Consider the following 17,139-nt stretch of genomic DNA (forward strand, 5'->3'; position numbering starts at 1 on the left):
AATAAGTATAAAACGGCACGAAGTTTATACCCCAGGGGGTATTCGAGTGGCCTAAGGATGCCGCCGCCCACCCGGGACGGCGGCTATGCGGTCAGGCCAGAGCCAGGAAAAGCTTCTCCAGCTCTTCCTCGGTCATCGGCGGTTCCTCGCCGCGCTCGCGGGCGCGCTGGCAGTGCCGCATCCCGGATGCGACCAGCTTGAACCCGGCCCGGTCCAGCGCTCGCGACACCGCGGCGAGTTGGGTGAGGACCTTCTCGCACTCCTCACCCTCTTCGATCATGGAGATGACCGAGGCGAGCTGGCCCTGCGCCCGCTTGAGGCGGGTGAGCGCGTCACCGGCGAGGGCTTCGTTGAGCTGCATGACCCGAAGGTACCCCCGGGGGTATCTGAAGTGCAAGGTAAGTGGCATTTCCCACCGGCACCCCGCGCGCAGCCCGGTCGCCGACCAGCCGGCACGGGTGGTGTCCGGCGCGTGAATCCCGCATCGCTGCAGTCGCCTCCACCGCCGTACGGCACCGGGAGCCCGTGCCGATACGCGCCTACGCGTTGTGCATCACCGCCGGGATCGTCGCGCCTGCGTTATCACCGACCGGCGGATGCGGGGAGCCCCGCGTCGAGCCGTGCTCGACATCGCGGTGTGGGCGCTGCCATTCGGTGTCGCCGGGGCCGCGGTGGTCACGACGCGATGAGCCTGATCAGGTCGCTGCTGGTGAGCATGCCGACCGGGTGGCCGCTGTCGTCGACCAGCGCGACGGCGTCGACCGCCGTCGACCTCATCAGCCGCGCCGCGTCCACGACCACGGCGTGTGAATCGAGCACCGCGGCCTCGTGGTCGAGCACCTCGGCGGCGGTCAGCTCGGCGAGGCTGCGGTGCCCGGCTGCCGCGGCGGCGACGGCGCGAGCGGCCAGCACCCCGACGCAGCACCCCTGTTCATCGACGATCGCCAGATGCCGGAACCCGCCGGTGAGCATCTGCTGCAGTGCCTCGTCAAGGGTTACCGACGACGGTGCCGCCAGCACCGGGCTGCTCATGACCTCGGTCACGGGCCGGCGGGTCCAGGCGCAATGCCGCATGTCGGCCGGCACCGGGGTTGCATAGATCGCTTTCATCTCGCCTCCACTGAGCGTGTCCTGCTCTCTGTCTCCAAAGTGCGTGCGGGCAGTCGGCGCCGGTCAGAGCACAGCGACCCGTGCTGGCAGGACCAAGGACCCCTTCCCAGGCATACCGGCACGTCAGCCGCACTGGATGCGTTATCACTGGTGGTGGCGTAAGGAGGCACACGATGACCGACGACCCGGCAGCACACGGCGATGAGGTCCTCGAGGCGTACCAGCGGGCGGCGGAGGTAGGGGGCCGCGCGCCGTCGGTGCACAACACGCAGCCATGGCGGTGGCTGGCCACCCGTTCTGGCCTGGAGCTTCGCGCCGACCGCAGCCGGCAGTTGCATGCTGCCGACCCGGACGGGCGGCTGCTGACGATCAGCTGCGGGGCGGCGCTGCACCACGCCCGGCTCGCCCTGCACGCAGCCGGGTGGGTGCCGCAGGTGGCGCGGATGCCCGACGCCCGGTCCGCCGACGCCCTGGCGGAGATCACGGTGAGCGGGCACGGGCCGACCACGGCACAGCAGCGGCGGCTGTTCGACGAGATCGACATCCGGCACACCGACCGCCGCCCGACCGTCGAGCGCAAAGTGCCGCACGACGCCCTGCAACTCATCCGGCAGGCCGCGGTCGACGAAGGCGCCGGCCTGCACTGGCTCGCCGAACCGGACCTCGACGACCTGGCCGTGGCCGCGGCCCGCGCCAACGAGATCGGCCTGGCCGATCCCGACCAGCGGGCGGAGATGGACTACTGGGTCGGCGGCACCCGCCCTACCCGCACCGGCGTGCCGTCCGACGCCGTCCCTCAGTCGGCTCCGCAGACGGACGTGCCGGGCCGGGACTTCGGACGGCCGGGCACCCTCGACGCCGGGCACGGCCACGCCCGATCGGCCGTCTACGGGCTGCTGTTCACCTCCGGTGACCAGCCCGGTGACTGGCTGCGGGCGGGGGAGGCGCTGTCGGCGTGCTGGCTGAAGGCCACCGACCTCGGTGTGGCGGTGCTGCCGCTCAGTTCGGTGGTCGAGGTCCCCGCGACGCGGGAGATCGTGCACCGGATGCTGGCTGGCGCCGGTTATCCGATGCTCGTGCTGCGGTTCGGGTTGGCCGACCAGGACCAGGCGCCGGTGCCCGGCACACCGCGGCTGCCGGCAGAGCGGACCACCTGGCCAGGCCAGATCCCACAGCCGTAGACCGGGTCACCGGCGACGCGCCGGTTGCCAGACAACCGACGTCAGCAGCACCGTCCCAAAGCCGTGAGCAGCACCCAGTCGTGGCCGCTGCGCGGCACCGGCTGCGTCACCTGGCCAGCAGCGCCACCAGATCGGAGCCGGTGACGATCCCGACGGCCACACCGCGCCGGTCGACGACAGCGACGGCGTCGACGCCGGCCGCGCCCATCAGCCGAGCGGCGTCCATGACCGTCGCGTCCGCGCCGACCACGGCAGGTTGCCGATCGATGACCGAGCCGACCGTCCGGTGGGACAGGGACGCCGGGTCCGCAGCCCAGGCAGCTGCGATCACCCGGTCGGAGATCACCCCTGCGCAGCGGCCGGCGTCGTCTACGGCGACCAGATGCCGCAGCCGCTCGCGGCCCATCCCGGCCAGCGCTTGCTCTAGGACGCTGGACGTGTGCGCGCAGCACGGCGGCTGGCTCATGACCTGCCGTACCGGCAGGTCCGCCGTCTGCAAACCCACCTTCGTCGTGATCCTCATTGTCCGCCATCCTCGTGGTCCGTGCGGCGATATGTCCTGACCTGCGAGGACCGCCCCTGAACAGGGCTTCGGGCGGCATACCGTGAAAGCATGAACATCACAGGGCTGCAACTTCGAGGTGCCCTGATCGAGGCGGCACGCGATGCGCTGGCCGCGCCGTCGGTCTTCAACACCCAGCCGTGGATCTGGCGGACCAGCACCGAAAGCCTTCAGCTGTTCGCCGACGAGCATCGGCGGCTGGCCACGGATCCAGACGGCCGCCAACTGATGATCAGCTGCGGCTGCGCCCTGCACCACGCCTGCGTCGCGCTGTCAGCAAACGGCCTGATCCCCGACGTGCAGCGCCGGCGCGCAGAGACGATCAACGGTCCGCTGGCGGTCGTCACCGTTCGGGAAGCCGCCGCCCACGACACGCAGCTGAACCTGTATCGGGCGATGGCCCGCCGCCGCACCGACCGCCGCGCTTTCACCGCCGAACCGGTCAGCAGCGCCACCGTCAGCACCCTGATAGCCGCCGCCGAGCAGCACGGCGCACACCTGCAGCCGCTGACCGCCGACCACCTGACCGTCCTACGGCAGGTGGCCGGTGAGGCCGCCGTACGGCAGGCCACCGAACCCGCGTACCAGGAGGAACTGCTGCGGTGGACGAACCGGCCCGCCGAGGCGGGCGACGGCGTTCCCGCGGTCACCGCGGTGACCGCATCCGAACGCCGGGTGCCGGTCCGGGACTTCACATACTTCAGCTCCGGGTACTCCGCCGGGCCCGAACACGACGTCGGCGCCGTGTACGGGCTGCTGTTCACTGACGCCGACACGCTCACCGACCGGCTGCGTGCCGGTGAGGCGCTGTCGGCGGTCTTGCTGACCGCGACCGCCGCCGGGCTCGGATCGTCGCCGTTCAGCGACGTCATCGAGTTCCCCGACCTGCGGGCGAAGTTGCTGCGGCTGATATCGGGGCCGGGACAGCCGCAGATCCTGGTCCGTGTCGGACACCCGCCGCCCGGGCGTCCGGCTCAGAGCCCACGCCGCCCAGCCGCGCAGATGCTCGACCCGCCGTGACCACCGCCACGCCTGCGGCGCGACCCGTCGCCGCCGGAACGCTGCGGGCCGACCGGATCGACGCGGTCCTCTTCGACCTCGACGGTGTGCTGACCGACACCGCGAGCTTGCACGCCGCAGCCTGGAAACAGGCATTCGACGCGGCCCTGCTGGCCCATGCCGGGCCTGACGCGAGACCGTTCGACGCCGAAGCCGACTACGGCGCACACGTCGACGGCCGACCGCGCCTGGACGGAGCGCGCGGCTTCCTCGAGTCCCGCGGCCTGCCTCTGCCAGAGGGCAACCCGGACACGGCAGCCGGATCTCCGATTCGGGCGCCTGACGCACCGGTCGGGCGGCATCGTGGACACATGGACCCTGACGCCGCCCAACCGCGCGCCGCTGGACGCGACCATCCGGTGATCGCCGGGGTGGACGGCTCCGAATGCGGCATGTTCGCCGCCCACTACGCCGCCCGGCGTGCCCGTGAGCGCAGCGCGCCACTGGAACTGGTCTGCGGTTACCAGAGCGCCCTGTACGGCTTCAGCCCACCCTGGTTGGGCGGGGAGTACCTGGCAGCCGATCAAGGCGCCGCTCGGCAGGCCGCCGAAGAGGCCCTAGTCGGTGTCACCGCGCAGGTCCGCGAGCAGTTTCCCGACCTGGAAGTGCGTTCCCATCTGAAGGCCGGCGCCGGAGCACCTGTCCTGATCGAGGAGTCCCGCCGGGCGGCGCTGCTCGTCGTGGGCAGCCGGGGCGCCGGCGGCTTCACCGGCCTGCTGCTCGGCTCGGTGTCATCCCAGGTCGCGGCCCACGCCCACACCGCGGTCGTCGTCTTCCGGCCCACCGGCGCCGACGCCGACGGCAGCGGATCCGCCGCGACGCTCAGCGGGCCTGTCATGGTCGGCTACGACGGATCCCCGACCGCACAAGCGGCGCTGACGTTCGCCGCGCGCGAGGCGCTACTGCGCCACACCACCCTGATCCTCGTCAACGTCCACTGGCAGGCCCCCTGGTACCGCGGCGACGAACCTGCCGTGGACCCGGTCGAAGCCGCACGCGCAGAGGCCGAGCAGCTGCTCGCCGACGCGATCACGCCGTGGCGCGCCGAGCACGCGGAACTGGCAGTCGAACTACGGACCGTGCACAGCCTCAACGCCGAACATGCCCTCATCGACGCCGGCAAGGACGCCGGGTTGACGGTCGTCGGGTCGCGCGGCCGCGGCGGCTTCACCGGCATGCTGCTGGGCTCGGTCAGCCATGCCCTCGTCGAGCACGCCCACGGCCCCGTCGCGGTCGTCCACACCACCTGAGCCACGCCGCGCTCGGGCGGCGGGCATGGCCGACGACCTGCCGCGTCACACGGCGGCCGCAGCGGTGAGGTCCTGCCACACCGGGCACGAGCCGGCCTCGGATGAGGCGACCGGTGTCCGCAGCGGGCGCACGAACACCACCAGCTGAGGAGAACCCGACGTGCCCAGCATCAGGCGTAGGCGGTCCCGCGCCAGAGGAACTACGGCCGGCTGGGCAGGTATCGACGCGATCAACCCCGCCCTGGCCGAATCGGCAAGCAGCTCACGCGCCACCTGGCCCGCCCGGGCCCGGTCGTCGGGCAGGTCGCCGTCGGTGCCGAGCACGACCGCCCAGCCCTTCCGGCCCGGCTGGGCCGCATGATCGGCATCGTCAGCCGGCGTGACCTGCTGGCCGTCTTCCGGCGAGCCGACGCCGACATCCGCCAGGAGATCACCGACTCGATCCTCGGCCAGGCCCTGAACCTTCCCGCCGACGCGGTCGCCGTCGTTCGTGCTCGGCGCCCACAGCGGCCCTCGGGCCGTCCCATCGGTTACGCAGCAATGCCTGCACGCCGTCGGCTGCCCGGTCGTGATCGTGCCCGCCGGACACCCCTGAACGCTATGCGCGACATCCCGGCCCCGCAGGTGGTGCCGACGCCACCGGTCACGCCACACCGGCCGAGCACATGATGTCCGGATCGGGACGTTGGTCCCGTCTCCGGGGAGCCAGGCGGCGCACTCCCCGGGGACACCTGCCCTATCCCGCGACCTCGGCCGTAGGCGACGGTGAAACAATGACGGTCACCGACACCGCGCGCCTCGACAGCGGATACCCGGCAGGACTCAGCCGCACCGAGGCTGCCGCGAGGCTGGCCGCCGAAGGACCCAACGAAGTGGCGCGACCGCACCCGCCGCGGCTGGGCCGCCGCATCGTCGCACAACTGACCGACCCACTGGTGTCGCTGCTGCTTGCCGCCGCCGCCGTCACGACGGTGCTCGGCGACTGGGCCGACACCGCGATCATCGTGCTGGTCGTGTGCCTGAACACCGCGATCGGTGTGGCGCAGCAGGTACGCGCCGACCGGGCGGTCGCGGCACTGGACAGCCTGACCGCCCCATCCGCGCGGGTGATCCGCGACGCAACCGAGACCGTCATCCCCGCCGCCGGTCTGGTCCGCGGCGACGTCGTCCGGACCGAGGCCGGCGACGTGGTCCCGGCTGACCTGCTGCTGCGTGAGGCGCACCGCTGCCGGGCAGACGAGGCGGCGCTGACCGGTGAGTCCGTGCCGGTGTCCCGTGAGGCGGGAGATGAGCTGTTCGCCGGAACGGTGCTGGTCACCGGCCGCGCGGTCGGCACTGTGGTGCGTACCGGCGCGGCCAGCGCGCTCGGACGCATCGCGCAGCTCGTCGCCACGACCAGCAGCGGCCCCACGCCGCTGCAACGGCGCCTGGCCCGCCTCAGCCGGATCATCGGCGCGACCGCGGTAGCGCTGTGCCTGGTCGTATTCGCGATCGGCCTGCTGGCCGGGCGTCCGCTGCTGCTCATGGCCCTGACCGCGGTCAGCCTCGTCGTCGCGGCCGTGCCCGAATCGCTGCCGGCCGTGGTGACCCTCGCCCTGGCGCAGGGCGCCCACCGCATGGCCCGCCATCAGGCGATCCCACGCAGCCTCCACGCCGTGGAGACCCTGGGCTCGGTCACCGTCGTCGCCTCCGACAAGACCGGCACCCTCACCGAGAACCGCATGACCGTCCGCCAGGCGGTCACACCGGGTCTACACGCACACATCACCGGCGACGGCTACGCCCCCAGCGGCGCCATCGCCGGCGTCCCGATCCCGGCCCCCGACGCGCTGACCGAACTGGCCCGCACCGGGCTGCTGTGCTCCGACGCCACCGTGCTGCCGCCCGACACCGACCGCTCCGCCTGGACCGCGGCCGGGGACCCGCTCGAGGCCGCCCTGGTCACCTTCGCCGCACGCTGCGGCCTGGACCCCGCTGCCACTCGAGCCGCCGCGCCCCGGCTCGCCGAACACCCGTTCGACCAGGCCACCCGCCAGATGACCACCGTGCACCGCGACGGCGACCGGTACCTGACCATCTGCAAGGGCGCACCCGAAACCGTCCTGGCCGCACCCGTCGTCGACCCCGCCGACCCCGACGTGGCCGCCGCCCGCCAGGCCGCGGCCGACCTCACCTCCGCTGGCCTGCGGGTACTGGCCGTAGCCGCCGCGCACACCGACACACCCGGCAACCCCATCGCGCCGACCCGACTACGGCCGCTGGGCGTCGTCGGCATCGAAGACCCGCTTCGGCCCGCCGCAGCCGCCACCGCAGCCGCGTTCGCCCGCGCCGGCATCCGCCTCATGCTGATCACCGGTGACCACCCCGGCACCGCCGCGCACATCGCCGCCAAGCTCGGCATCTGGACCCTCGGCGACCCGATCGGCACCGGCGACCGCCCCGACCTCGCCCACCAGGTCCACGTATACGCCCGCACCCAACCCGAGCAGAAACTCGACATCGTCACCGAGCTGCAGCAGCACGGCCACGTCGTGGCGATGACCGGCGATGGCGTCAACGACGCGCCCGCGCTGACCCGCGCCGACATCGGCGTGGCGATGGGCGGCGGCACCGAGGTCGCCCGCCAGGCCGCCGACCTCGTCCTCGTCGACGACAACCTCACCACCCTGGAACACGCCGTGGCCGAAGGCCGCCGCGTGTACGACAACATCCGCCGCTTCCTGCGCTACGGACTGGCCGGCGGCGCCGCAGAACTCGCCGTCATGCTCATCGGTCCGCTGCTCGGCCTGGGCGTCCCGCTGCTGCCCGGCCAGATCCTGTGGATCAATCTGCTCACCCACGGGCTGCCCGGCGTCGCCCTGGGTGCCGAACCCGCCGAGCCGGACGTGCTGCGCCGCCCGCCGCGCCCGCCCGACGAGCAGGTTCTCGGCGACGGGCTGCTGCGCGGCATCCTGGCCATCGGGGCGCTGCTGACCGGGGTCACTCTCGCCACCGGCGTCTACGCCCATACCGCGGGCTGGCCCTGGCAGTCCATGGTGTTCGTCGTGCTCGGCCTGGCCCAGCTCGGCATCGCCCTGGCCTCCCGCGCCACCCGCCCACCCGGCACCCGCTGGGCCAACCTCGGCCTACTGGTCGCGGTCGCCCTGTCGGCAACCGCGCAGTTGGCCGCCGTCGCCGTACCCGGACTGCGGACCCTGCTGGGCACCCAGCCGCTCAACGGGTCTCAGCTGGCGTTCTGCGCCGCGGTCGCGGTCCTGCCCGGTGCGATCACCGCTGCCTGGCGCACCCTGCACCGCCCACCAGCGGTCCCACGCGAGGAGTCGCGATGAAGCATGCCACCCGCCGCAGGTCGTCGTCGGCGCCGACGGATCAGCCGGATCCCTGACCGCGGCAGCAGCTCACGCAGACCACGCCGGACCACCTCGTGATCATCGAGCAGGAACACACGAACATGCCCGGATTGCCCACTCGTGCGGGCGTGCCCGGATAGTGACCAAAGACCCACTCCAGCTCAGGACCTGCGCCGACGAACTCCAGGCCGACCGCATCTGAGCCTCCAGAACCCGCGGGCAGACAGTGAAGACATGGCAACCGAACACACCGACCAGGCACAACCGCTGCGCGACGCCGCCCGCACCGCACTGGCGGCCCCGTCGGTCTTCAACACCCAGCCATGGCACTGGCAGACCACCGGCCGGAAACTCCTTCTGCGCGCCGACCGCACCCGCCAGCTGCACGGGGCCGACCCCGACGGCCGGATGCTCACCATCAGCTGCGGCGTGGCACTGCACCATGCCCGCGTCGCACTGGCCGCCACCGGCCACGACACCGAGGTCACGCTGCTACCCGACCCAGCCGACCCGGACCTGCTCGCCGAACTGGCCATCGTCGGCCCCCGCGAACCCCGGCTGGACGAGCTGCAGCAGTGCGCCGCGATCAGGCACCGACGCACCGACCGGCGCCCGTTCACCAGCCAACCGGTACCCGAACCTGCCTGCCACGCCCTGGTCATCACCGGCGAGCGGCAAGGAGCCCACGTCCACCTGGTCGCAGCCGACCAGATCCCGGTCCTGGCCCTGGCCGCCGTGCGTGCCGGAGCCCTGCAGCTGTCCGACCCCGAATACCGCGCCGAACTCGCCGACTGGACGCACCGCCCGCCATGGAGCGGCGACGGCGTACCCACCGCCACCGCCGTACGGGCCGCCCCGCGGCGCGTTCCGGTACGCGACTACGCGCCGTTCGGCGGGGAGACGATGCGACCGGGCCCCGACACCGACGCCGGCGCCCGATACCTCATGATCTACACCGACGAAGACAACCCGGCAGCATGGCTGCACGCTGGTCAGGCACTGTCCGCCATCCTGCTCACCGCTCAGGTCGACGGGCTGGGCAGCGCACCCATCAGCGACATCACCGAAGTCGGCGCCACCCGCGACGACCTTCGCCGGCTGCTGCCGGGGCTCGGCCACCCGCAGATGTGCGTGCGCGTCGGACACGCACGGTGCGGACTTCCTCCACCCACCGCCCGTCGCAGCTACGAAGAATCCGTCAGCACCTGAACGCGCATCCCAAGCCGGTACGTGACGGGAGCCGGCGGCTGTCATTCGAACTTCGTCCATCGCCCTTCGGAGATCACCTCGACGGAGCTGTCGATGACCTTGATGGCGGTCTGCTCGTCGATGGCGTAGGCCGGAACGCCGATGTCGGCGGCCCACCGCTCTGAGCAGATCGGCCAGTTCGGATTCCCGTATCCAGTGGCAAAGGTGTTCTGCCGCAGCAGCGAGCGCGGGCAGAGCGGGGTGGGGTTCGCGGGTCGGTGACCGGCGCAGTTGACGCCGGCGCAGGTCGGCGGTGCCGAGCAGGAGGAGCGCGGCGGCGGCGAGCGCTACGCGGCTGGTGATGCTGAACACGTGTCAGGGCACCGGTACGTGGCCATGCTTGGCACCGAAGCTGATCATGTGCGTGCCGTAAGGTCGCTGACAGCGGCCGGTCGGGGTGCGGTCCGCAGGCCGGCCAGGGCTGATGCGGCGGTCAGGCATAGCAGTGCGACGGCGGCCATGAGAATGCTCCCGGTCGCGCCGGCCACGGCCAGCGGTGCGGCAGCCTTGGCGATGGTGATGGGGACGGTGAGGGTGCCGGAGATGGCGCCGTAGGCGGTGGTGCCGTAGCGGTCGACGATGATCGCGGGGCGGGCGATGGTCCCGACGCCGAATCCGAGTCCGAACACCGCGACGCAGGCCACGGCACCGGCGACGGTCCCGCCGAGCAGGGGTAGTGCGGCTGCGGCCGCTGCCTGTAGCGCGAACACCGCTGCGGTCGTGGTGGTGATCGGGTGGCGGCGGCCCAGGGTGGTGGTGGCGATGCGGCCGGTGACCGACAGCGCGCCGAGCATGCCGGCGATTGCGGCGGCGGTGGTCGCGGGGTGGCCCGCGTGGGTGAGGTAGCCGACGAGGTGGACGCTGACGGCCGAGGTCGCGATGCCGTGGGTGACGAATGAGATGGTCAGCAGCCAGAATCCGCGGTCGAGCAGCGTTCGGACGTCGGCCGGGTGCGGGCTGCCAGGTGTGTGTGTCGCAGATTTATCAGGGGCGCCGGCGGGGATCGCGACGGCGTGGCCGGTGATGGTGACAGCCGCGTGCAGCGCGGCGAGGACGAGCAGCGCGGTACGCCAGCCGTGGTGTTCGGTGAGCCAGCCGGTGGTGGGGATGAAGATGGTGGAGGCGAACCCGGCGACGATCGTGATGGCCAGCACCGCGCCGGCGCGGCGGTCCGGGCCGAGTTGGTGCACGACGACGGTGAACGCGGCTTCGTAGAGGCTGGTGGCCGCGGCCAGTCCGATGAGGGTGAACGCCGCGTACACCTGCCACACCTGCGTGGCCTGCGACAGGCCGGCCAGGGCGAGGGACCCCAGTGCGGCGCCGCCGGTCATGAGCCCGCGCGCGCTGCGGCGGTCGAGATAGCGGCCCACGGGGATCGCGGCTGCGGCGGCGACCAGGACGCTGGCGGTGTAGGCGCCGGTGATCACTGCGGTGCTGGTGTGCAGGGTCGCGGCGATCGGATGCAGGACGACGGAGAACGTGTAGTACAGCACTCCGTAGCCGACGGTCGCGGTCGCGGCCAGCACGGCGATCAGACGGTGCCCGGTTGCGGGCGTGCCGCCGCCCCGGGCGGGGGCGGCGGCACGGTTCGCGGCGGCGGTCACGTCAGCTGCCGCAGCATCCGCCGCCGTTGCTCGCCTCGGTGACGGGCTGGACGACAGGCAAGGTCAGCAGCCCGCCGGCGACACCGGTGGCCAGCCCTCGGGAGACCGCAGCCTGTGCCGCCGGTTCGGGCGCGCCGCAGCAGGACGCGTCGTCGTCTGCACCCAGGGCCGCGCTGCTGGAGCACACACCGGTCTCGGGCAGCTCCAGCTGCACGTCGCGGGCGGCGGCCCAGTCCCCGGCCAGGGCCGCGACGACGGAGCGGGCCTGCTCGTAGCCGGTGGCCATGAGGAACGTCGGGGCGCGGCCGTAGGACTTCGCGCCGATGGCGTAGTAGCCGGGTTCGGGCTGGGTGAGCTCGTCGACGCCATGCGGCGGCACGGTGCCGCAGGAGTGCTGGTTCGGGTCGATCAGCGGCGCGAGGGCGCGGGTGGAGCCCATGATCGGGTCGAGGTCCAGGCGCAGCTCGGCGGCCATGGTGTGGTCGGGGCGGAAGCCGGTGGCGGACACGATCCGGTCGGCGGTCACCAGCGCGCCGCTGCGAGCGGTCACGGTCACCTGCTCGCCGTCGACGGCGATGGAACGCACCGAGAACCCGGAGTGCAGAGTGACGGCGCCGGACTCGACCAGCGCCCGGACCCGGGTGCCCAGCGCGCCGCGGGCGGGCAGGGCGTCGGCGTCGCCGCCGCCGTAGGTGCGGGTGGCCGCGCCGGTGCGGATCGCCCAGCTCACCTGCGTGCCGGGTGCTTCGGTGGCGAGCTGGGCGAGGGCGAGCAGGGTGTTGGCGGCGGAGTGCCCGGCGCCGACGACGAGGGTGTGCCTGCCGGCGAAGCGGTCGCGGTCACGGCCGAGCACGTCGGGCAGCGCAGTGTCGATGAAGGCCGCCGCCTCCGGTTCGCCGTGGGCGGGCAGGCCGGAGCCGCCGAGCACGTTCGGGGTGGGCCAGGTGCCGGACGCGTCGATGACCGCCCCCGCGGTCAGCTCCTGCCCGTCGGCGAGGCGGATCAGGAACGGGGCCTGCTCGCGGCCGGTGGAGCGGACGCGGTCGAGGCCGTCGCGGCTGATCGCGACGACCTTTGCCCCGTAGCGGACCCGTCCGGCCAGGGCGGGCAGCTTGGTCAGCGGCTCCAGGTAGTCGGTGACGATCTGCGCGCCGAGCGGGAGGCCGTCGGGGTTCGGGGCGATCCAGCCGTCGGCTTCGAGCAGTCGCCGGGCGGCGGTGTCGATGTTGAACCGCCACGGGCTGAACACCCGGACGTGGCCCCAGGAGGCCATCGCGGAGGCCGGGCCGGTCCCGGCTTCCAGGACGAGGAAGTCCAGGCCGCGTTCGGCCAGGTGCGCGGCGGCGGCCAGACCGACCGGCCCGGCGCCGATCACCACGGTGGGAAGGGTGTCCTGCGTGCTCATCGTCGTACTCCTCTTACTCAGGCGCGGGCGGGCGGTCAGATGCGGACGGTGGCCAGCGCGGCGCGCTCGTAGCCGCGGGTGCGGGCGGCCTCGGCGCGGCAGGCGGTGGTGCACACCGGCTCGGCGCAGCCCTCACAGAAGGTGGTGGTGGCCACGACGTGCGCGGTGTGGGCGGCGGTGATGCGGCGGATCAGGGAGAGCATGACGATCGGCTCCTTGTTTCGAAGTTTCTCTAAGCGACGTGTTTAGAGTGCCGCCTACTTAGAGATCTGTCAACTCAGCCTGTTGTGGCGCCCGCCACGGTGCTGCGCCGGCACGGCGTCGGCGTCGGCTGCCGTCATCGGTCGAATGCTCAGCACGGTGTCTCCTCGGGGCCGGCGACCGGCCGTCCCATGACCACGTCGGCGGCGGTGGGGAAGCGCTGCAGGCACGCCTCGTTGATCCGGTAGAGATTGGCGTTGCCCGACGACTCGGCGAGCACGAACCTGACCTCGGCCAGGATCTTCAGATGCTGGGAGATCGTCGACTGGGCCATGCCGACCGCTGCGGTGATCTGTCCGACGCTCATCGGCTCGCGGCGGCGGGCCAGCAGTTCGGCGATCTGGACCCGGGTCGGGTCGGCCAGGGCCCGGAACCAGGACGCGTACCGCTGCGCCACCTGCCGGTCCAGAAGCTCATTCATGACAACCTCCAACATCATCGTGTATCGCCGATGAACGATAATAGCGGTGCGTGGAGTGAGGTGCGACAACCTGCGTTGCCGCCTGCTTCGAAATCTGTCAACCTAGGGGCATGCCGAAGCAGACGCTCACCGTTCTCGAACCCGAGGTGTGCTGCGCGCCGCTGGCCACCGCCGCGGTGCCCGCCGAGGCCGCCGCCGACCTGGCCGCCTCGTTCAAGGCCCTCGGCGACCCGGTGCGCCTGCAACTGATGTCGATGATCGCCTCCGCCGACGGGGGAGAGGCCTGCGTCTGCGATCTGACTCCCGCCTTCGACCTGACCGGCCCGACCATCTCGCACCACCTGAAGGTGCTGCGCGAGGCGGGCCTGGTCGAGTCCGACCGCCGCGGCACCTGGGTCTGGTACCGGGCCAACCGGCCCAAGCTCGCCGCCCTGTCAGCGCTGCTCGCCATCGGGGCACCGACAGCCTGACCCGCCCCGGCCCTCGCCGGGTGGTCGTCACCAAAAGTTCATGATCACCAAGTTGACGAGCTGACCTGCGGCGCAGTTGCATAACCACGTGGTGATATCAGCTTCCAGTGATGCTCCGGCGGAGGTGGTGCGGCTCCTCGCGGACCCGGCCCGCGCCGCGATCGTCGACATCCTCGCCGCAGGCCCCGCCTGCACCTGCCATCTCGTCGACGACCTCGGCCTGACCCAGCCCAACGTGTCCAACCACCTGCGCGCGCTGCGCCACGCGGGAGTGGTCAAGGCCGAACCGTACGGCCGCTACACCTACTACCACCTCGACGCCGACGTCCTCGAAGCCGCTGCGGCCCACCTCACCGAACTCGCCGCGCGCGCCCGCGCCGCCGCCGACCAGCGCCGGGAGTGCTGATGCCCACCACTCTGCCCCGTCGCCTGCTCGCCGAGTTCCTCGGCACCATGCTGCTGGTCACCGCCGTCGTCGGCTCCGGCATCATGGCCACCACGCTGTCGCCGAACGACATCGGCCTGCAACTGCTGGAGAACTCCACCGCGACCGTGTTCGCCCTGACGGTCCTGATTCTCATCCTCGGGCCGGTCTCCGGAGCCCACTTCAACCCCGTGGTCACCATCGCCGCCTGGTGGACCGGCCGCCGCGAACCCGGCGCCCTGACCGGCACCGACGTCGCCGCCTACACCGCCGTCCAGACCCTCGGCGCGATCGCCGGCTCCGTGCTGGCCAACGCCATGTTCGACGTCACCCAGGGCATGTCGACCAAGGACCGCAGCGACGCCAACCTGTGGCTGGGTGAAACCGTCGCCACTGCCGGCCTCCTGCTGCTGATCTTCGCGCTGGTACGCACCGGCCGCGGCGCCCTGGCCGCACCGGCGGTCGGCGCTTACATCGGCGCCGCGTACTGGTTCACCAGTTCGACGAGCTTCGCCAATCCGGCCGTGACCATCGGCCGCGCGTTCACCGACACCTTCGCCGGCATCGCCCCGGCCTCGGTGCCCGCGTTCGTCGGCGCGCAGCTCATCGGGGCCCTGGTCGGCATCGCCCTGGTCGCGCTGCTCTACCCGCAGCACAAGCCCGTCCCGGTCGTCGGGCCTGTCCCGGTCGAGACCGAACTCGCGGCCGCGGGCGTGGCGCAGCGCTGATGGCCACCGTCCGGGCCATCCGCGACGACCTCGACGTCCGAGTGCGACACCTCATCGAAGAACTCAACGCAGGAGATATGGCATGACCGACAAGAAGCCCAGCGTGCTGTTCGTGTGCGTGCACAATGCCGGCCGCTCGCAGATGGCCGCAGGCTGGCTGCGCCACCTCGCCGGCGACGCCGTCGAGGTCCGCTCCGCCGGCTCCGCGCCCGCCGACCAGATCAACCCCGTTGCGGTGGCGGCGATGGCCGAGGTCGGCATCGACATCACCGGCCAGACCCCGAAGATCCTCACGTACGAGGACGCGGAGGCCTCCAGCGTGGTCATCACCATGGGCTGCGGCGATGTCTGCCCGTACTTCCCCGGCCAGCGACACGAGGACTGGAAACTCGACGACCCCGCCGGGCAGGGCATCGACGCTGTTCGCCCGATCCGCGATGAGATCCGCGACCGCGTCCAGGCCCTCGTCGACGACCTGCTGCCGCAAGCCTGACCAGCGTCAGCGCAGTCCCTGACCGGACGTGCCGCGTGTCGGTCGAGGCCGGCGGGCGGCACACCATGCCTGCATTTCAATGCGTTGCTGAGCTCCGCCGCACTGATCCTCGCCTGGCGGGGCCCACCCCGCACCAACCTCAGCAGAGTGGGCGCCGCTACGGGAGTTCAACCGCGTGGCGAATACATGATGACCGCGACGCCAGCCAGGCAGATCCCAGCGCCGATGACGTCGTAACGGTCGGGCCGGAACTTGTCGACGACCATGCCCCACGCGAGGGAACCGGCGACGAACACCCCGCCGTAGGCGGCCAGGATCCGGCCGAAGTTCGCATCGGGCTGGAACGTGGCCACGAACCCGTACGCGCCCAGCGCCATCACCCCGGCGGCGATCCACCACAGGCCGCGGTGCTCGCGCCAGCCCTGCCAGATCAACCACGCCCCGCCGATCTCAAGGAGCGCGGCCAGCGCGAACAGGATGATGGAGCGGATGATCGTCACGCCGGAAAGCCTAGATCGCTCACCGGGCGGTACTGCAGGAGCAGTCTCCGCCCGCGCAGCCGGTGGTGTGGGTGCGGCGGTGGGCCCACCACCAAGCCAGGCCGGTGACCGCGGCCAGGGCCAGGGCGATGCCGGGCATGATCTGCCCGAGGACCGCCCAGCCCGCACCGCCGAGCAGCCCCGCGGCCAGCAGCAGCGGGATGAGGCAGCAAAGGGCGCAGGCCAGGCCGGTAAGTCCGGTGAGGCTGCTGGGCAGCAGGCGGCGAAGCGGGCTCATGGGGTGGGTCCTTTGCGGTCGCGGTCGGCGAAGGGCAGGGGGCAGCAGTCGGTGGTGGCGCAGGTGGCCAGGTCGTCGCAGCCGGCGGCCAGGGCCGCGCGCAGGCCGGCGGCTATGGTCTGCAGGTCGGCGATCTTCGTCTCGATCTCGGCCAGCTTGTCGGCGGCGCGTTTCTGCAGGCCGGCGTCGCGGCGGCGGCCGTGGCGGTGGGTGCCGAGGTCGACGAGTTCGGCGACCTCGTCGAGGGTGAACCCGAGCCGCTGCGCGGTCTTGATCACCCGCAGGACGGTCAGCGCCTCGGCGGGGTAGAGGCGGTGGCCGCCGGGGCTGCGCACCGGTTCGGCCAGCAGGCCTCGGCGTTCGTAGTAGCGCAGCGTCTGCTGGTTGACCCCGGCCGCCTCGGCCAGCTCGCCGCTGCGCAGCGGACCGTTCACCTGGCGCCGCCGACGACGGTCGCGCGCTCGGCGATGGCGTCGAGCACGTCGACGTGCACGGCAGGCACCTCGATGTCCAGCCGCAGCCGTCCGGGTCCGTCGACGATGACGGTGAACGTGAAGAACGAGCAGCACTCGCTCTCCCGGGCGGCCAGGCCGATCACCTCGGCGGCTACGTCGGGGCCGCCGGACAGCAGCAGGCGCAGGTGCCGGTCGGTCACCCGATCGCCAGGCCCGGTGGCACGCGCGAACAACGCGTCGAACTCGGCAAGCCGGAACGGCCGCTCGGCGGTGGGCAGGGTGCAGGCCTGCGGCACCCAGGCCGGTGGTGAGGTTTGGTCAGCCATGACCCCACGGTAAGC

General features: G+C 72.1%; 21 protein-coding genes and 2 pseudogenes. 10 read left to right on the top strand and 13 right to left on the bottom strand.

Going from position 1 to position 17,139, the window contains the following annotated elements:
* Positions 1-91 precede the first annotated feature (91 nt).
* On the bottom strand, positions 92-361 hold the full coding sequence (locus CS0771_RS23645; protein WP_212843038.1) for a metal-sensitive transcriptional regulator: 270 nt from the start codon (positions 359-361) through the stop codon (positions 92-94).
* A 122-nt stretch (positions 362-483) separates the two neighbouring features.
* On the opposite strand from CS0771_RS23645, the pseudogene CS0771_RS38955 reads away from it, so the two are divergent.
* Positions 484-674, top strand: a pseudogene (locus CS0771_RS38955) (prolipoprotein diacylglyceryl transferase family protein); the annotation flags it as partial.
* 1 nt (position 675) lies between these two features.
* On the opposite strand, the gene CS0771_RS23650 reads toward CS0771_RS38955, so the two are convergent.
* Positions 676-1,110, bottom strand: coding sequence for an HPP family protein (locus CS0771_RS23650; protein WP_212843039.1), 435 nt, complete (start codon positions 1,108-1,110; stop codon positions 676-678).
* A gap of 173 nt (positions 1,111-1,283) precedes the next feature.
* On the opposite strand from CS0771_RS23650, the gene CS0771_RS23655 reads away from it, so the two are divergent.
* Positions 1,284-2,291 carry a nitroreductase gene (locus CS0771_RS23655; RefSeq protein ID WP_212843040.1) on the top strand — a complete coding sequence of 336 codons (1,008 nt, stop codon included), beginning with the start codon at positions 1,284-1,286 and terminating at the stop codon, positions 2,289-2,291.
* A gap of 106 nt (positions 2,292-2,397) precedes the next feature.
* On the opposite strand, the gene CS0771_RS23660 is transcribed toward CS0771_RS23655, so the two are convergent.
* A complete protein-coding gene (locus CS0771_RS23660) occupies positions 2,398-2,814 on the bottom strand; it encodes an HPP family protein (protein ID WP_212843041.1) in 417 nt (138 codons plus the stop codon).
* A gap of 90 nt (positions 2,815-2,904) precedes the next feature.
* Here CS0771_RS23660 and CS0771_RS23665 point away from each other — a divergent pair, with 90 nt between their 5' ends.
* On the top strand, positions 2,905-3,873 hold the full coding sequence (locus CS0771_RS23665) for a nitroreductase family protein (RefSeq protein ID WP_212843042.1): 969 nt from the start codon (positions 2,905-2,907) through the stop codon (positions 3,871-3,873).
* Positions 3,870-5,162, top strand: a complete 1,293-nt coding sequence (locus CS0771_RS23670) for a universal stress protein (RefSeq protein ID WP_244870985.1) — start codon at positions 3,870-3,872, stop codon at positions 5,160-5,162. The genes CS0771_RS23665 and CS0771_RS23670 overlap by 4 nt, the downstream gene beginning before the upstream one ends.
* A 45-nt stretch (positions 5,163-5,207) precedes the next feature.
* Here the strand turns inward: CS0771_RS23670 and CS0771_RS23675 are convergent, their stop codons facing one another.
* Positions 5,208-5,816: a hypothetical protein gene (locus CS0771_RS23675; RefSeq protein WP_212843043.1), complete on the bottom strand. Its 609-nt coding sequence runs from the start codon at positions 5,814-5,816 to the stop codon at positions 5,208-5,210.
* Between the two features lie 119 nt (positions 5,817-5,935).
* Between CS0771_RS23675 and CS0771_RS23680 the strand changes: the two genes are divergently transcribed.
* On the top strand, positions 5,936-8,491 hold the full coding sequence (locus tag CS0771_RS23680; RefSeq protein ID WP_212843044.1) for a cation-transporting P-type ATPase: 2,556 nt from the start codon (positions 5,936-5,938) through the stop codon (positions 8,489-8,491).
* 255 nt (positions 8,492-8,746) lie between these two features.
* On the top strand, positions 8,747-9,721 hold the full coding sequence (locus CS0771_RS23685; RefSeq protein WP_244870986.1) for a nitroreductase family protein: 975 nt from the start codon (positions 8,747-8,749) through the stop codon (positions 9,719-9,721).
* 41 nt (positions 9,722-9,762) lie between these two features.
* Here the strand turns inward: CS0771_RS23685 and CS0771_RS38960 are convergent.
* From CS0771_RS38960 to CS0771_RS23705, 5 genes and pseudogenes are all read right to left on the bottom strand, one after another.
* Positions 9,763-9,885: pseudogene (locus CS0771_RS38960) on the bottom strand (peptidase E); the annotation flags it as partial.
* A 231-nt stretch (positions 9,886-10,116) separates the two neighbouring features.
* Positions 10,117-11,364, bottom strand: a complete 1,248-nt coding sequence (locus CS0771_RS23690; RefSeq protein WP_212843045.1) for an MFS transporter — start codon at positions 11,362-11,364, stop codon at positions 10,117-10,119.
* Between the two features lies 1 nt (position 11,365).
* Positions 11,366-12,769, bottom strand: a complete 1,404-nt coding sequence (locus tag CS0771_RS23695; RefSeq protein ID WP_212843046.1) for an FAD-dependent oxidoreductase — start codon at positions 12,767-12,769, stop codon at positions 11,366-11,368.
* Between the two features lie 35 nt (positions 12,770-12,804).
* The gene (locus tag CS0771_RS23700) at positions 12,805-12,972 is read right to left on the bottom strand and encodes a hypothetical protein (RefSeq protein ID WP_212843047.1); all 168 of its coding nucleotides are present in this window, start codon (positions 12,970-12,972) and stop codon (positions 12,805-12,807) included.
* A 149-nt stretch (positions 12,973-13,121) separates the two neighbouring features.
* A complete protein-coding gene (locus CS0771_RS23705) occupies positions 13,122-13,469 on the bottom strand; it encodes a helix-turn-helix transcriptional regulator (RefSeq protein WP_212843048.1) in 348 nt (115 codons plus the stop codon).
* A gap of 92 nt (positions 13,470-13,561) precedes the next feature.
* On the opposite strand from CS0771_RS23705, the gene CS0771_RS23710 reads away from it, so the two are divergent.
* The 4 genes from CS0771_RS23710 to CS0771_RS23725 all read left to right on the top strand — a co-directional run bounded on the left by CS0771_RS23710 (position 13,562) and on the right by CS0771_RS23725 (position 15,566).
* Positions 13,562-13,921 (top strand): metalloregulator ArsR/SmtB family transcription factor, encoded by a 360-nt coding sequence (locus tag CS0771_RS23710; RefSeq protein ID WP_212843049.1) that lies wholly within the window; start codon positions 13,562-13,564, stop codon positions 13,919-13,921.
* Between the two features lie 124 nt (positions 13,922-14,045).
* Positions 14,046-14,327 carry a helix-turn-helix transcriptional regulator gene (locus CS0771_RS23715; protein ID WP_244870987.1) on the top strand — a complete coding sequence of 94 codons (282 nt, stop codon included), beginning with the start codon at positions 14,046-14,048 and terminating at the stop codon, positions 14,325-14,327.
* On the top strand, positions 14,327-15,073 hold the full coding sequence (locus CS0771_RS23720; protein WP_212843051.1) for an MIP/aquaporin family protein: 747 nt from the start codon (positions 14,327-14,329) through the stop codon (positions 15,071-15,073). Before CS0771_RS23715 ends, CS0771_RS23720 begins: the two co-directional genes overlap by 1 nt.
* 82 nt (positions 15,074-15,155) lie before the next feature.
* On the top strand, positions 15,156-15,566 hold the full coding sequence (locus CS0771_RS23725; protein ID WP_212843052.1) for an arsenate reductase ArsC: 411 nt from the start codon (positions 15,156-15,158) through the stop codon (positions 15,564-15,566).
* A 167-nt stretch (positions 15,567-15,733) separates the two neighbouring features.
* Here CS0771_RS23725 and CS0771_RS23730 read toward each other — a convergent pair whose 3' ends face one another.
* Genes CS0771_RS23730 through CS0771_RS23745 form a run of 4 tightly spaced genes read right to left on the bottom strand, consistent with a single transcriptional unit; the run spans position 15,734 to position 17,124 of the window.
* A complete protein-coding gene (locus CS0771_RS23730; RefSeq protein ID WP_212843053.1) occupies positions 15,734-16,066 on the bottom strand; it encodes a YnfA family protein in 333 nt (110 codons plus the stop codon).
* Between the two features lie 19 nt (positions 16,067-16,085).
* Positions 16,086-16,343 (bottom strand): hypothetical protein, encoded by a 258-nt coding sequence (locus CS0771_RS23735; RefSeq protein WP_212843054.1) that lies wholly within the window; start codon positions 16,341-16,343, stop codon positions 16,086-16,088.
* Complete coding sequence (locus CS0771_RS23740) at positions 16,340-16,777, bottom strand: MerR family transcriptional regulator (RefSeq protein WP_212843055.1); 438 nt, start codon at positions 16,775-16,777, stop codon at positions 16,340-16,342. The genes CS0771_RS23735 and CS0771_RS23740 overlap by 4 nt, the downstream gene beginning before the upstream one ends.
* Positions 16,774-17,124, bottom strand: a complete 351-nt coding sequence (locus CS0771_RS23745; RefSeq protein WP_212843056.1) for a hypothetical protein — start codon at positions 17,122-17,124, stop codon at positions 16,774-16,776. Before CS0771_RS23745 ends, CS0771_RS23740 begins: the two co-directional genes overlap by 4 nt.
* Between the last annotated feature and the right edge of the window lie 15 nt (positions 17,125-17,139).

The organism is Catellatospora sp. IY07-71, assembly GCF_018326265.1.
GTDB lineage: Bacteria > Actinomycetota > Actinomycetes > Mycobacteriales > Micromonosporaceae > Catellatospora.

What these genes read in the sequence shown, in the direction of transcription:
- CS0771_RS23665 (WP_212843042.1), top strand. Translation starts at nt 2,905, where the DNA reads ATGAACATCACAGGGCTGCAACTTCGAGGTGCCCTGATCGAGGCGGCA.
- CS0771_RS23695 (WP_212843046.1), bottom strand. Translation starts at nt 12,769, where the DNA reads ATGAGCACGCAGGACACCCTTCCCACCGTGGTGATCGGCGCCGGGCCG.
- CS0771_RS23655 (WP_212843040.1), top strand. Translation starts at nt 1,284, where the DNA reads ATGACCGACGACCCGGCAGCACACGGCGATGAGGTCCTCGAGGCGTAC.
- CS0771_RS23735 (WP_212843054.1), bottom strand. Translation starts at nt 16,343, where the DNA reads ATGAGCCCGCTTCGCCGCCTGCTGCCCAGCAGCCTCACCGGACTTACC.
- CS0771_RS23705 (WP_212843048.1), bottom strand. Translation starts at nt 13,469, where the DNA reads ATGATGTTGGAGGTTGTCATGAATGAGCTTCTGGACCGGCAGGTGGCG.
- CS0771_RS23725 (WP_212843052.1), top strand. Translation starts at nt 15,156, where the DNA reads ATGACCGACAAGAAGCCCAGCGTGCTGTTCGTGTGCGTGCACAATGCC.
- CS0771_RS23745 (WP_212843056.1), bottom strand. Translation starts at nt 17,124, where the DNA reads ATGGCTGACCAAACCTCACCACCGGCCTGGGTGCCGCAGGCCTGCACC.
- CS0771_RS23650 (WP_212843039.1), bottom strand. Translation starts at nt 1,110, where the DNA reads ATGAAAGCGATCTATGCAACCCCGGTGCCGGCCGACATGCGGCATTGC.
- CS0771_RS23645 (WP_212843038.1), bottom strand. Translation starts at nt 361, where the DNA reads ATGCAGCTCAACGAAGCCCTCGCCGGTGACGCGCTCACCCGCCTCAAG.
- CS0771_RS23685 (WP_244870986.1), top strand. Translation starts at nt 8,747, where the DNA reads ATGGCAACCGAACACACCGACCAGGCACAACCGCTGCGCGACGCCGCC.
- CS0771_RS23660 (WP_212843041.1), bottom strand. Translation starts at nt 2,814, where the DNA reads ATGAGGATCACGACGAAGGTGGGTTTGCAGACGGCGGACCTGCCGGTA.
- CS0771_RS23710 (WP_212843049.1), top strand. Translation starts at nt 13,562, where the DNA reads ATGCCGAAGCAGACGCTCACCGTTCTCGAACCCGAGGTGTGCTGCGCG.
- CS0771_RS23700 (WP_212843047.1), bottom strand. Translation starts at nt 12,972, where the DNA reads ATGCTCTCCCTGATCCGCCGCATCACCGCCGCCCACACCGCGCACGTC.
- CS0771_RS23720 (WP_212843051.1), top strand. Translation starts at nt 14,327, where the DNA reads ATGCCCACCACTCTGCCCCGTCGCCTGCTCGCCGAGTTCCTCGGCACC.
- CS0771_RS23680 (WP_212843044.1), top strand. Translation starts at nt 5,936, where the DNA reads ATGACGGTCACCGACACCGCGCGCCTCGACAGCGGATACCCGGCAGGA.